This is a genomic window from Candidatus Paceibacterota bacterium (genome assembly GCA_035530615.1).
Taxonomy (GTDB): Bacteria; Actinomycetota; Actinomycetes; order Nanopelagicales; family Nanopelagicaceae; genus QYPT01.
Genome location: DATKUL010000003.1, coordinates 219,866 through 232,885 on the forward strand (window position 1 = coordinate 219,866; position 13,020 = coordinate 232,885).

The 13,020-nt window shown below is 50.9% G+C and carries 12 protein-coding genes; 7 read left to right on the plus strand and 5 right to left on the minus strand.

The genetic code is table 11. From position 1 onward, the window contains the following. Nucleotides 1–22: 22 nt before the first annotated feature. From VMW30_09580 to VMW30_09590, 3 genes are read left to right on the plus strand one after another with little or no spacing between them, the layout of a single operon-like run. The gene (locus VMW30_09580; GenBank protein ID HUW88602.1) at nucleotides 23–1,054 is read left to right on the plus strand and encodes an enolase C-terminal domain-like protein; all 1,032 of its coding nucleotides are present in this window, start codon (nucleotides 23–25) and stop codon (nucleotides 1,052–1,054) included. Further along, nucleotides 1,051–2,139: a serine hydrolase domain-containing protein gene (locus tag VMW30_09585; GenBank protein ID HUW88603.1), complete on the plus strand. Its 1,089-nt coding sequence runs from the start codon at nucleotides 1,051–1,053 to the stop codon at nucleotides 2,137–2,139. Before VMW30_09580 ends, VMW30_09585 begins: the two co-directional genes overlap by 4 nt. 15 nt (nucleotides 2,140–2,154) lie before the next feature. Further along, on the plus strand, nucleotides 2,155–3,054 hold the full coding sequence (locus VMW30_09590) for a MurR/RpiR family transcriptional regulator (protein HUW88604.1): 900 nt from the start codon (nucleotides 2,155–2,157) through the stop codon (nucleotides 3,052–3,054). Nucleotides 3,055–3,059: 5 nt separating this feature from the next. Here VMW30_09590 and radA read toward each other — a convergent pair whose 3' ends face one another. Further along, on the minus strand, nucleotides 3,060–4,427 hold the full coding sequence (radA, locus tag VMW30_09595; protein ID HUW88605.1) for a DNA repair protein RadA: 1,368 nt from the start codon (nucleotides 4,425–4,427) through the stop codon (nucleotides 3,060–3,062). A gap of 26 nt (nucleotides 4,428–4,453) precedes the next feature. Continuing rightward, nucleotides 4,454–5,266, minus strand: coding sequence for a hypothetical protein (locus VMW30_09600; GenBank protein HUW88606.1), 813 nt, complete (start codon nucleotides 5,264–5,266; stop codon nucleotides 4,454–4,456). Nucleotides 5,267–5,327: 61 nt separating this feature from the next. Here VMW30_09600 and proC point away from each other — a divergent pair, with 61 nt between their 5' ends. From proC to VMW30_09615, 3 genes are read left to right on the plus strand one after another with little or no spacing between them, the layout of a single operon-like run. Further along, complete coding sequence (proC, locus tag VMW30_09605; protein HUW88607.1) at nucleotides 5,328–6,140, plus strand: pyrroline-5-carboxylate reductase; 813 nt, start codon at nucleotides 5,328–5,330, stop codon at nucleotides 6,138–6,140. Between the two features lie 10 nt (nucleotides 6,141–6,150). Then, nucleotides 6,151–7,398, plus strand: a complete 1,248-nt coding sequence (locus VMW30_09610; GenBank protein ID HUW88608.1) for a hypothetical protein — start codon at nucleotides 6,151–6,153, stop codon at nucleotides 7,396–7,398. Between the two features lie 50 nt (nucleotides 7,399–7,448). Continuing rightward, a complete protein-coding gene (locus VMW30_09615) occupies nucleotides 7,449–7,547 on the plus strand; it encodes an AURKAIP1/COX24 domain-containing protein (protein HUW88609.1) in 99 nt (32 codons plus the stop codon). A 20-nt stretch (nucleotides 7,548–7,567) separates the two neighbouring features. Here the strand turns inward: VMW30_09615 and VMW30_09620 are convergent, their stop codons facing one another. Continuing rightward, nucleotides 7,568–9,943, minus strand: a complete 2,376-nt coding sequence (locus VMW30_09620; protein ID HUW88610.1) for a fibronectin — start codon at nucleotides 9,941–9,943, stop codon at nucleotides 7,568–7,570. A gap of 38 nt (nucleotides 9,944–9,981) precedes the next feature. Between VMW30_09620 and VMW30_09625 the strand changes: the two genes are divergently transcribed. Next, entirely contained in the window at nucleotides 9,982–10,299 is a 318-nt protein-coding gene (locus tag VMW30_09625; protein ID HUW88611.1) for a glutaredoxin family protein, read from the plus strand. Here VMW30_09625 and VMW30_09630 read toward each other — a convergent pair. Beyond that, complete coding sequence (locus tag VMW30_09630; GenBank protein HUW88612.1) at nucleotides 10,262–11,911, minus strand: DNA repair helicase XPB; 1,650 nt, start codon at nucleotides 11,909–11,911, stop codon at nucleotides 10,262–10,264. The two genes, VMW30_09625 and VMW30_09630, sit on opposite strands and share 38 nt — an antisense overlap. Then, nucleotides 11,904–12,977 carry a M20/M25/M40 family metallo-hydrolase gene (locus VMW30_09635; protein ID HUW88613.1) on the minus strand — a complete coding sequence of 358 codons (1,074 nt, stop codon included), beginning with the start codon at nucleotides 12,975–12,977 and terminating at the stop codon, nucleotides 11,904–11,906. The genes VMW30_09630 and VMW30_09635 overlap by 8 nt, the downstream gene beginning before the upstream one ends. Between the last annotated feature and the right edge of the window lie 43 nt (nucleotides 12,978–13,020).

The window sequence follows — 13,020 nt, forward strand, 5'->3', positions numbered from 1 at the left end:
CTACTCAATTTTTGGAGGTTCGATGAATTCGGTTAGTCGCATCTCTATTCAAACTAAGTTGCGCCAACTGAAGGAACCTTTCCGAACATCCTTGCGCACTGTCACAAACTTTGAAGTAATTGAATTCAAGATTGAAACAGATGATGGATTTATTGCATACGGTGAGGCAGTTGAGACACCAGCAATTACCGGCGATACCCTGGAGATGATACTTGTTGATTTAAATGGGCCCATAAAGGAATTTCTTAGTGGTTCTACATTCTCCTCTGCACGTGAACTGTGCGCCGGTATTGCAGAGTTGTCGGTCGTATCGAGTACAAAAGCTGCTGCTGACGTAGCACTCTTCAATCTCTCCGCGGTGATGGAAAATCTATCCTTACCTGCATTTCTTGGTTGCCGAGCGCAATCTATTGCTACCGATGTGACGATTCCGATCTCCGAGTTGGCTGACCTGTCTGCAATAATCCAGAACCGCATTGCAGAGGGATTTCATTCGTACAAAGTGAAACTTGCCATGGAGTCAATCGAGTTATCTGTTCAAAAACTTCAGTTGATCGATCATATGGTTGGGGATCTATCGAGCATTAGGGTGGATCCAAATCAAGCGTGGACAGTAGGGCACACCCTTGACTTTTTGAAAAGGGTTGAGTCGGCAGGGCTCATCATTGAATATTTGGAACAGCCAACTCCTGCGAAGGATAAGACGGCGTTAGCGCAGATTCGCCGTAATACTGATGTGCCGATCATGGCCGATGAATCATGTTTTACCATGCAAGACCTTCATGAACTCATTGAGTTGGATGCGGTGGATTTCGTAAATCTCAAACTTCTTAAATCTGGCGGGATTTCTCCGACACTTGAAATGGCTGAGATAGCCAAAGAAGCCGGAGTAAAAGCCCTGGTTGGAAGCATGATGGAGGGTGATCGAGGCGTGTATGCCGCCGCAGCATTGGCGGCCACCATTGCGCCTGATGCGGTTCATGACCTGGATGCATCTTGGTGGGCGACAGATTCCCAGATCAAGTATGCCAATGGAGAGGTGAGCCTGACATGAAGCATTTGATTGATCAGACGCTTACCCAAGTCCCGGGAATGGTGCTGGGGCTCTCCGTCGGCGGAGTCAGAACAATTGATGCCTATGGAGATAGGCAAATCTTCGGACTCGATTCCCCTTTGCCCATGACAGTGGAGACATCTTTTGATGCAGGTTCGATTACCAAAGTTCTCGCAACCACGGCTTCGATAATGCGATTGGTCGATGTAGGTGAAATTTCCTTAGATGCTAAAGCATCGAAATATTTAAGTGCATGGTCAAATTCCGATAAATACGAAATAACGGTGCGTGACCTACTTCTCCACAGAAGCGGATTATGGGAATGGCGACCACTTTACATTTCGGTGCACGACCCTGCGATGATAGTTGAGGAAATTGCCCGGATGCCCTTGAGATATCCAATAGGTGAAGGCCGGCATTACTCTGATCTTGGCTTCATTTCACTCGGGCAAATTCTCATCTCAATAGTCGGTGCAGATTTGCCTACCTTGGTGAAGAATCTGGTTCTACAACCTCTTGGCATGAATGCAACATGGTATGCAAGGCCACGGCCGGGTGTCCCCGTGGCTGCTACATCCCTTGGGGATGTAATTGAAAAGCAGATGGTTGTTTCCAAGATTCCATTTCCAGTTCCGGAGGAAGCCACGCAATTCAATCGGTGGCGAACTCACGTGTTAGTCGGCGAAGTCAATGATGGAAATGCATTTCACCTCTTCGGAGGAGTCTCCGGACACGCTGGACTTTTCACGGATGCCGAAGATATGTTGACATTTGGCGAAGTGATGAATGCAAGTGCGCGAGATGAGGGGAGTTACTCTGGAAAAGTCACAAGTGAGTTCCTCACAACTGGCCCTGATTCTGGCCAGCAACTTGGTTTGAGGAGCTGGACTGATACTTACGAGGGGTGTACCTCTGAATTTTTTGGGCACACCGGCTTCCCCGGTGTTGTCCTTGCTTTCTCTCCGGAGCATGATTGCGTGGCTACTCTCCTGACAAACCGCCTTCACTGTGAAGGAGAAATACCCGTCACGGAACTGCTCTGGCAACCTTTTTTGAGGGCAATTCACCAGAAGATTCACGGCTAAGGGGACACTATGGTTATGGATGATGGTACGAGGCAGATATCCAAAAATTACCAAGATCTTTTAGGAGATATTGCCAATTCATTCTCTTCATTTCACGCAAGCGAGGCGGCGATTGCGCATGCGGTCCTCGATCATCCTGACGAGGTGGCTGGGATGAATATCTCTCAACTGGCGACATTTAGCGAAACTTCAGCTGCCTCTGTTGTTCGCTTTAGCAAGGCCATGGGTTTTAAGGGGTTTCCAGATTTTCGCATGGCTCTTGTCGGCGATTTGAGTCGGAGAGAGCACCTCGGAATTCATGGAAGTGAACTTGATGGTGGTATCACCATTCAGGATTCACCAGAGGAAGTCATTCGCAAGATTTCGCAAGCGGATGCAAGAGCCATTCAATCTACAGCTGAGCGCCTCGATGTAGATAGTTTTGTGGCCACCGTTGATGCTTGGGAGAAAGCGGATGTAATTGGGTTGATCGGCGTGGCATCCAGTGGTTATGTGGTGATGGATTTGCAGTTGAAGTTGAATCGACTGGGTAAGAAGGCGATTGCATGGAGGGATGCCCATTCTGCCCTTACTTCGATCTCATTGCTCAAACCCAATGATGTTCTGGTGGCCGTTAGCCATAGTGGAACAACCGTTGATATTGTCGATGTTATTACTGAATTCAAAGCACGTGGTGTGAAGATTGTTCTGATTACCAATGGTCTGCGCAGTCCTTCTACCGCTCTTGCAGATGTTGTCCTCTATACATCGGCCCGAGAAACCACTTTTCGAAGTGGAGCGACAGCCAGTCGCATCGCACAATTAACTGTTGTGGATTGTCTCTGCGTCGCACTGGCCCAGCGAAACTGGAGAGATACGAAGGCGGCTTTGGATCTCTCGAGAGAGGCGGTTGGAGCCCGCTCGGGTAAGAAGTAAGGAGTTCATTCCCCAGTGATCTTCACCCTCTGAAGTGCCTGGTCAAGTCTGGAAACTTCAACAATTTCCATACCATCTATCTTTGTGTCGCTTCCCGTTGGCACGAGAGCGCGCTTGAATCCCAGACGAAATGCCTCCGCCAATCTCCGATCGACACCGCTCACTTTTCGTATTTCGCCCGCAAGTCCGACTTCACCGATTGCAACCAGATCTCCAGGAAGTGCTAATCCTTTTGCTGCGGATGCGACTGCTAGGGCGAGGGCCAAGTCGGCCGCTGGCTCGGTTATCTTCATTCCGCCGACGGTTGCGGCGTAAACATCGCGGCCAGCAATCCTAATATTGGCGCGGAGCTCAAGGACGGCCAATGTCATTGATGTACGTGCAGAATCAAGTCCACTCGTGACTCGGCGGGCATTTCCGTAATCGTTCTCGCGACCGGCCCCGACGAGTGCTTGTATTTCTGCAAGTAGTGGGCGACGGCCTTCTAATGTCACCGTCACACACGTGCCTGGTACCGGTTCGGTGTGTCGTGAAGTGAATAGTCCAGTTGGATCCGCAACGCTTTCAATGCCACCGTCATGTAAGTCAAAGCAGCCAACTTCATCGCTTGTCCCGAAGCGATTCTTCGTTGCACGGATAAGTCGCAGTCGTGAATGGCGTTCGCCTTCGAATTGGAGTACGACATCGACAATGTGTTCGAGCAAGCGGGGACCGGCGATTGAACCGTCCTTCGTAACATGACCGACAAGTAAGAGCGTGATGTCGCGCTCTTTTGTAAGCCGGATGAGTGCGGCTGCGACTTCGCGCACTTGAGTTACTCCGCCGGCGGCGCCTTCGGCGGCTCCACTGCTCATTGTCTGGATGCTGTCGATAATAAGTAGGTCCGGCTTTACCGAATCAATGTGCGAGATAACCGCACCGAGATCATTTTCAGAAGCAATCCAGAGAAGGGGATCGACCGCACCGATTCGCTCGGCGCGAAGCCGCACCTGTGAAGCTGATTCCTCACCACTTATGTAGAGCGCGCGCATTCCGCGCGACGCGCTCTTTGCGCAAACACTGAGGAGAAGCGTCGACTTTCCAACACCTGGTTCGCCCGCGAGAAGGATCGCTGCACCTGGAACCAACCCCCCACCAAGGACGCGGTCTAACTCCGATACACCAGTTGAACGAGCAGCAGCGCTGGAGAGGTCAACTTCACCGATAGGGGAGGCATCTTTTGTCACCGCACCGGGCACGAGCGAGAGGCGTTTTGGTGCGGCAATCTCTTCGACACTGCCCCACACCTGGCACTCTCCGCATCGACCAACCCATTTGTTGGTTGTCCATCCGCATTCGGAACAGCGGTATGGGTCCTTCTCGGGTTTTGCCATGGGGACAGCCTAGAGCGAAGGTCTGACTAGATCCGCCCGGATGCGATTGAGGCGGGGTGGGAAAGCACGAATAGGGGGAGTTGGCGCTTTGAGAGTTCTTTGACTGCGGCGACTCTCTCATCACAGTACTTCACCAAAATGTCATAGACATCCTGGCCCAAGAGTGCGATGAGTTCGCTCCGGTTGGAGATATACACAGGTTTGAGGCCAACATGCGCCTCGGTATTACTCGTGCAGTACCAGTCGAAGTCGTCTCCGCCGTCGCCCCAGGCAAGACGTTCGTACTCGCCAATGACCGTTATTGAGTATTCGCGCTCGCCGACTTCGCGAGTTTCAAAACTTCTACGGAGTGGAAGTTGCCAACAGACATCCGGTTTTGTATCAACGAAGTGTTTTCCTTCTTTCTGTGCGAGGTGGTGAAGTACGCATCCGAAAGTTCCAGTGAATCCTTCCGCCTCAAAACCTTTGCGATTGAGGAAGATGCATGATCCATCGACCGTTCGTGTCTTGCGTTCATTTTCTTCATCTGTCTCTGAGATTTGCAGAGAACCACCTGAGAGATCGGTATGTGCGCGGTCATAGAACTGCCACATATCGCGAGTAAGTAAATTGGCTGCCTTCTGAACTCGAACTTCGTCGTCTTCGTCTGAGTACATTGCACCCTCAGTACAGCAACCATCATTGGGGCGATCGGCGAAAACTCCCTTACAGCCATCTCCGTAAATACAGGTCCAATATGAAGTAAGCCAAGTTAAGTCGCACTTGTATATTTCAAGTTCGTCTTTAGGATCGGTAAATTCGATCCAATCACGAGCGAAGCCTGGCTTTATTTCGGACATAGTCTCAGAGCCTACGGGCTATGGCTTCATAACGCACATCAGTTGCGGGTAGCCTTGAGACATGACGAGCATCGACAAACCTGGACACATTGGTGTGATTGGCGCGGGCATTATGGGTGAAGCGCTTATCAGCGCCATGATCTCAGCGGGTGTCAGACCCGAGGCCATCACCATTTCGGAGAAGCGCGAAGAACGTGCGGCCGAATTGACTGATACTTATGGGGTAGGAGTCGCTGACTTGGAGAGCAATGTCGCAATGAGCGAAGTAATGCTCCTTGTCGTTAAACCGCAGGATATGGCATCTCTCTTATCTGAGATGAAGGGTCTAATTCGCCCAACGACGTTGCTCGTTTCATTTGTCGCCGGAAAGCGCATTGAGTTCATTTCACATCTTCTAGATTCGGCAAATCCGGTAATTCGCGTGATGCCAAACACGCCTGCACTGGTTGGCGAGGGAATGGCAGCAATTTCAATTGGCCCAAATGTAACGCCCGAACAATCTCAATTTGTCCGCGACTTTCTTTCCGCCACGGGCCGAGTTGTCGAAGTTGATGAGAGTTTGCAGGATGCGGTCACGGCGGTTAGTGGTTCAGGTCCGGCCTATTTCTTTTATTTTGTGGAGTCAATGATCAAAGCTGGGGTAGACCTTGGACTCTCCGAAGCGATTGCAACCGAGTTGACGATCCAGACAATAGTTGGGTCGGCAAAATTGCTGTCTGCTTCTGAGAAAAGCCCCGCAACCCTTCGTCAGAATGTGACAAGTCCAAATGGAACGACGGCTGCTGCGATTGCTTCCTTCTCGCAATCTGATCTGCCGGCAATAGTGAAAAAGGCGATGGTCGCAGCACGTGATCGTTCGCAAGAATTGGCCTAACGAGGCGATCATGAAGAAAGCTTCCCTATTTTTGGTCTCCGTAATACTCCTAGTTGCTCTTCCAATGGCTGCCCAGGGCGTGACTCCTGCCGTTGCTATTCAACCTATGTCACTCATCACGAAACTTTCCGGTGCAGATCAAACGTACGGAATGCTCGTGAGAGGCAGAAACATCTACCTGTTTGGAAACGTGACTGGGGTGGTTAGCACCGACGGATATGTGCAGGCGCTCGACGAAACTGGACAAGTTCAGTGGTCTCTCGCACTCGATTCAGGGCAGAATGAAATCGCGACTGCTGCGACGATAGATGCACGGGGAAGTATTTGGGTTCTTGGCTCCTCAGCCACTGCGACCCTCCCGAGTCCTTCTGACACTGCCACAGCCACTTCTGCTCCTTCGACCACTCCAACTCCCATCGCGCTCAATCCTGATTCGGTTCAGGTTGAACCTGCGTTGCCGCAACGCCTCGATCTCACAAACGTGATTGCCTGGAAGGTTTCACGAAGTGGAAACTTGTTGGGGACTTTCACCCTGGCGATGAGTCGACCAGTTCTGGTACGAGCCGCGATCGGTACTTCTTCTGGAGTTGCCTTTGCTGGAATCACGTCCACCACGTCGGGCAGCGCTGGTTTTTATGCCACATCCGATTTGAGTGGAGTAATGAGCAAACCCATGAACCTCGGGAGGGTGGACACTGAATTAAACGCCCTGGTGAAAATGGCAAAGAACACAGTTGGTATTTTTGGGGCTAGTTCTGAATCAATTTCAGGAACAAAATTGATGGGTCGGAGAGATGGAATCATCTCCTCAGTTTTGGAGACAGGAAAACTCGGCAAGGTCATCCGGAGTTCGAATGCGAAAAGTACCCGATCATGGCAGAGTGCAACCAACTCGTTATTCCTTGGTGGTGACGCAATAACGGCTGGGAAAATGGAAGCCGTCGTCACGAAGTTCTCTTCCACCTTTGTGCCAACCTGGACTACCCGCTACCCGTCATCCTCACCAGCGATGACGGCCGATGGAGTCATCTCCCGCTTTGCCCTCTTCTCATCTACCTCCCTCATCCAAGGGGTAAAAGGTTGGAAGCCAGCCAGCCAGACCTCTGTAATGATTGCATTTGACGCTAAAGGGGCTATTACTGGTGCATATCGAGTTGCTGGCACGCCAGTCTCCATTGGATATACCCGAGACCTGGGAGTTGTGGTCCTAGGCAGGGGCGCTTTGGGCGTTTCCATCTTTCATACCTTGACCAGGTAATGTAACCCCCTTAGAGGGTCAAGCATTAAATCAAAAGGAGAAAGTGGCGTATGGGTTCAGTTATTAAGAAGCGACGTAAACGGATGGCCAAGAAGAAGCATAAGAAACTTCTGAAGAAAACCCGTATTCAGCGTCGCAACGCCAAGTAATACATCTTCTCTCCTTATTCCTAGGGTCTAACTAGGCTTATTTTACCTGCGACCGAAACCACCGCATAGCGCACCTTATTGACTCTCACCCAAGCACTATCTTGGGTGAGAGTGCCTCGTACATTTGAAATAAGGTGAATAGAGTTTTTAGCTCCGGCGGAACTGAGATCGGCAGCGCATAGCCGACTCTGACATCCAAAAATTAAGGTTCGAGTATCAATACTGAGTTGGGCGTTTGGGAGTCCATAATTCTCGGTTGTGAGTGTCACGGGAAGCGTCGGGTCGGAAACATTGTCCCATCGGATTTGAGTCGGTTGTGGAATTGAGATTCGGCTGGCGGTAAGCCAACTCGCAATGACACCCGCAGCCGTCTTATTGAGGGAGACTCCATAACCTGCAACAGCAATCGCGCCGTTAGAGGCATCCAAAGTTCGGTAGTTCCACTGTGGCGAATTTCCTGCTCTAGTTGCAAGTCGGACTTCACCAGCGATGACCTGTTTCTGTTGATTGACTTGGAGTACCGAGTCGTAGAGGACACTTACTTTAGAGCCTACGGCGACGGCACTTAAATGAGTACCAACATCGCCAGTGGTTCGATTGTCAGTCTTTCTATCGCCGTCAACTAGCTCGTATGCCCATTTTCCAGTCACCCCTTTGAACGCACCAAGCAGAATTCCTTGCGTTTCATCGCGATAGAAAACCTGTAGGCCAATTGCAGTACTCGCACACGCATTGCTAATGCTTACATCGCTTGCGGTCCTAACTCTGTTTGGCTGATCGTATGGTTGAACGATGGGTCCATTTCCATCGACGATCTCAAACTTGAATTTGTTGCCGTCGTATGTTGCATGGCGCAAATCATCATCTACGAGATCGGAATAGAAAATGTGTAATGTCTGATTTCGATTGCTCCCACTTACACAAACTGAGACGGGCCCAGATGTGTCGTGAACCGTTCTCCCGAGTGTGCCACCTCGCCCATCAACCGTGATCTTTCTCCAGATTTTGCCAGTCCAGAGGGCCAATTTGAGATTCTTCCTTGTGCTCGATGTATAAACAATTGCGGGTTGAGATCTAAAAAGTGTGGAAGCTATGTGCTTTCCGTCAGAACCTGCATCCAAAATAGTCGCCTTCCACGCGGTTTGTGGTGTGACTGGATTTGTCTGGACCGTTTCGGATTGTCCTAGATCGTTCTTTGCGAAGATGGAGAAGCTGTAGGTAACGCCATTTTTTAGCCCAGAGACAAAAACCGGACTTGATGTGGTGGTAATTTGCTCGCCCGTTTTCTCGTTTCTGATCCCGTATTCGGCTATTTGGGCGCGACGCACATTGGCGGGCAGATCGAAAGTTATGATCGTCGAACGGTCTCCAACCAACGCAGAGGGATTTTGTGGAGGAAGCGGAATTGCGCTGGGGATACCGGCGGGTGGTTTATTTCTTAAGTCCGTGAGCATGGCGACTAACAATGGACCAGGATCGTGAAAGACCTCACCCGATCCTAAATCGGGAGTCATGATTGCATTTTGCGAGGAGGCAAAAGTTGCTTCATCAAGATGGCTAACAGAAGATCCGACTTCATACCGAGATGGAGTGTAAAGAAGCGGCTTCACACCATTATTCGCCGCGATTCCTAACGGTCCAGACCACACGAGAGTATTCGTAAGTGCGATTCCTAAGTCATGCGAGGGGGATTGGAAGTCGGAAAGCCGTTGGCCGTCCAGGGTTTGCGCGTAGGCATCAAAGGCAGTTGGCTGATCGAGGATTCCATACTTGAAATATGGATCGAACGCATTCGTGGAGAGGAAACCTAGCCCGTGGCCAAGTTCGTGGATAAAGACGGATTCCAAGTCATATTCAGTTTTCGTTGGTGCGCCATCGTTGCGCATGTCCCAAGCCGCATCTGAGTTTGCCTGGATGACTATCTCTGGGTTTGCTGGGTCCAAATCTTTGCCCGCAATTGCATTTGCTAGAGCTGAGGGATACCAGAGGGTTGCATCCGGTGTGTTTTCAAAATTCGAGAAATAGTTGCCGGGACGCGCGCTCCCCAGAATTCCAGAAGAGGACGAGCGACCCCAAGTTGCGTCCACCAAAATTGGGACACTTGATGCGAAATTCGCCGACCAGGTATCGATTGCGGCTTGTACATCTCTCTTAGCCCACTCAGGGAAATTGTTGTAGGTGACGACGAAATTGCTCTGCTTCTCCAGGTTGGTACTTGAAGTTTTCGCTGCGGTTGCATATGTGGTTGCAGATCCTGCGTACGTGTGCCCCCAAATAGTGGATGGGATTTCATGAAAGGCAGACAGCGCAGGAGCAGAGGGGGCGCTTACGAACCCAGCAAGTACCGCCACAAGAGCAAAGCTGATGCGGATTCGGTTACGTAGGTCAGTTTTCATATTGGGAAAAGGTATCAGGATGAGAGGGTGCCGCGATCGTGGGCTACAGTGCTATTAGTGGTGCTATTAGAGGCGGCGTTGGTCGCTCAGAAAGGTCGATGATGCGTCCTCTCGTAACTGTTTACGGCCGGCATGGCTGCCATCTCTGTGAAGTTGCTGTCAGTACGCTGGAATTACTACAAAATGAAAGAGAATTTGATATAGAAGAGCGGTTCATTGACGGGGATGTTGCTCTGGAGAAAGCCTATGGCGAGCAAGTACCGGTGATTCATATTGACGGCGAGCATCACGATTTTTTCCGAGTCGACCCAGATAGATTCAAATCTTCCCTTGATAAACGTCGTCGGCATCAATAATTCGATACGAGTATCCCTGCTCGGAGAGAAAGCGTTGACGATTCTGGGCAAAGTCTTGATCGATAGTGTCACGTGAAACCAGGGAGTAAAATCGTGCGGTCCGCCCATCTGGCTTAGGACGCAGAATTCTGCCAAGGCGTTGTGCCTCTTCTTGTCTTGATCCAAATGCACCGGAGACTTGAATAGCCACCGTTGCATCCGGTAAGTCGATGGAAAAGTTTGCTACTTTCGAAACGACAAGGCATTTGATTTCGCCTTTCCGAAATAGGTTAAAAAGTCGTTCACGCTCTTTAATAGGTGTCTCACCCTTAATGAGTGGTACGTCAAGTACCTCTGCGAGCTCATCAAGTTGGTCGATGTACTGCCCGATAACAAGTACTTGGTCATTGGCGTGGTGCTTGGCCAATTCTTCGACAACCTTCCTTTTGGTCACGGTTGTCGAGCAGCGACGGTATCGATTCTCCGGTTCGGATGTTGCGTAGGCAATTCGTTCAGCTTCAGTCAGTGTCACTCGAACTTCAATACATTCGGCCGGCGCGATGTACCCTTGAGCTTCGATCTCTTTCCAAGGTACGTCATATCTCTTTGGTCCGATCAGTGAAAATACTTCACCTTCTAGTCCATCTTCGCGAACGAGGGTCGCCGTAAGTCCAAGGCGGCGACGCGACTGGATATCGGCGGTGAAACGGAAAATAGGGGCGGGCAGAAGGTGGACTTCGTCATAAATAATTAGTCCCCAGTCGTGAGTATCGAAAAGATCAAGGTGGGCGTAGACGCCATTCTTTTTCTTCGTCATCACTTGGTAAGTGGCAATTGTGACTGGGCGGATTTCCTTTTTGGATCCGGAATACTCTCCGATTTCATCGTCGTTCAGGGTGGTTCGCAGAAGAAGCTCTTCGCGCCATTGACGAGCCGCGATCGTATTGGTGACAAGAATAAGAGTGGTTGCTTTTGCATGCGCCATGGCGGCAGCGCCAACAATGGTCTTTCCTGCACCGCAGGGGAGTACAACTACGCCTGAACCGCCGTGCCAGAAGCCTTCTGCCGCGAGCATTTGGTATGGACGAACTTTCCATCCGTCTTCGACGAGTGCAATCTCATGGGCCTGCCCATCGACGTATCCTGCGAAATCCTCGGCTGGCCATCCAAGTCGCAAGAGCGCCTGCTTGATATGACCGCGCTGACTGGCATGTACGCAGGTTGTTTGCGGGTCAATTCTGGCGCCCAGCAAAGGGGCAATCTTCTTTGCGCGGATCACTTCTTCTAGTACCGCGGTGTCCGTGGTTACGAGAATAAGTCCATGTACTGGGTCTGCTTCCAGACGCAAACGGCCATATCGCGACATTGTCTCTGCAACATCGACAAGAATGGAATGAGGCACCGCGTAGCGAGAGTACTTAATGAGAGTGTCGATCACTTGTTCTGCGTCATGCCCAGCTGCACGGGCATTCCACAATCCAAGCGAAGTTAGCCGATACGTATGAATGTGCTCGGGCGAACGTTCTAACTCTGCAAATGGTGCGATAGCGCGGCGGCACTCAGTGCTTAAAGGATGATCGATATCAAGGAGAAGAGTTTTATCGCTCTGGACGATTAGTGGTCCATCACTCATGAAGCAACACTTTAATAAATTGGTGGAGGAATTCGCTCCGTGTCGAAAATTCTTTGACGCTAGCCCACTCGTCCTTGGCGTGCGCCCCCGACCCCACAGCACCTAAACCATCGAGTACATTGGCACCAGCAGCTGCGGCGAAGTTTCCATCGCTGGCACCACCAACACTCGCAGCTCCGAGTTCGAAGCCCATCTCCTTGGCAACTTTTGCGGCAAGTTCATACAAAGATTTAGTGGAAGCTGGCTCAAGAGGCGGACGATTGAGGCCGCCGGAAATCTCAATCCGCGCGTTCGAATTCTGGGGCGTAAGTGTGCGGATAGCTTGGTCGATGCGGATTAATTCTGCATTTGAGTAGGACCTAATATCGACATCGAGGGTTGCTAGATCAGGGACGGTATTTGTGGTGTTGCCCGCGCGAAGGACAGTAGGTACAACCGTTGTTCCGTGTGACGGGTTTTCTAGAGCTGCCATCTGCAGAACAATCGAGGCCATTTCGGTAGTGGCGTTAATTCCCTTTTCCGGTTCGAGACCGGCGTGCGCTGCCCTGCCATGCACGGATATTTGGTACATAGACGTGCCTTTTCGGCCAATTTTGACCTTTCCATCAACTGAGGCCTCCAGCACGAGTACCGCTTGTGCTGATCGAGAGATTTCCTCAATCATTTCTCGAGATGTCGCACTGCCCGTTTCTTCATCCGTTGTCGCAACGAGGGCAATCGAGCCGTCCACTCCGCGCAGTGCAAAGAGCGCCTGGATAAATCCCGCTTTCATATCGAAAATTCCCGGACCCCGCGCGACATCCCCGGTTACGTCCCAGAGTGGTTGGAAAGAGCCCTTGGGCCAGACGGTATCCAGGTGTCCCAGTAGGACAACTTGTGGCTTTTCATTCCCCCACCAGAAGACAGGACGTCCTTTTACGCTGCGAATTCGGGCGGGCTTGCCGAGAACTCGCAAGGCAATATCGCTGGCGACTTGTACTACTTCAGAACAGGCCGCAAGATCTTCGCTGGGGGACTCGCAGCGCACCAATGTTTCTAGTTCGGTCAGCATGGAAGCACTACTCATGGGCGCCATTCTTCCCTATCTTGGCTGGAATTGAAGACTCGAC

What these genes read in the sequence shown, in the direction of transcription:
- VMW30_09615 (HUW88609.1), top strand. Translation starts at nt 7,449, where the DNA reads ATGGGTTCAGTTATTAAGAAGCGACGTAAACGGATGGCCAAGAAGAAG.
- radA (HUW88605.1), bottom strand. Translation starts at nt 4,427, where the DNA reads ATGGCAAAACCCGAGAAGGACCCATACCGCTGTTCCGAATGCGGATGG.
- VMW30_09635 (HUW88613.1), bottom strand. Translation starts at nt 12,977, where the DNA reads ATGAGTAGTGCTTCCATGCTGACCGAACTAGAAACATTGGTGCGCTGC.
- VMW30_09590 (HUW88604.1), top strand. Translation starts at nt 2,155, where the DNA reads ATGGATGATGGTACGAGGCAGATATCCAAAAATTACCAAGATCTTTTA.
- proC (HUW88607.1), top strand. Translation starts at nt 5,328, where the DNA reads ATGACGAGCATCGACAAACCTGGACACATTGGTGTGATTGGCGCGGGC.
- VMW30_09580 (HUW88602.1), top strand. Translation starts at nt 23, where the DNA reads ATGAATTCGGTTAGTCGCATCTCTATTCAAACTAAGTTGCGCCAACTG.
- VMW30_09585 (HUW88603.1), top strand. Translation starts at nt 1,051, where the DNA reads ATGAAGCATTTGATTGATCAGACGCTTACCCAAGTCCCGGGAATGGTG.
- VMW30_09630 (HUW88612.1), bottom strand. Translation starts at nt 11,911, where the DNA reads ATGAGTGATGGACCACTAATCGTCCAGAGCGATAAAACTCTTCTCCTT.
- VMW30_09600 (HUW88606.1), bottom strand. Translation starts at nt 5,266, where the DNA reads ATGTCCGAAATAAAGCCAGGCTTCGCTCGTGATTGGATCGAATTTACC.
- VMW30_09610 (HUW88608.1), top strand. Translation starts at nt 6,151, where the DNA reads ATGAAGAAAGCTTCCCTATTTTTGGTCTCCGTAATACTCCTAGTTGCT.
- VMW30_09620 (HUW88610.1), bottom strand. Translation starts at nt 9,943, where the DNA reads ATGAAAACTGACCTACGTAACCGAATCCGCATCAGCTTTGCTCTTGTG.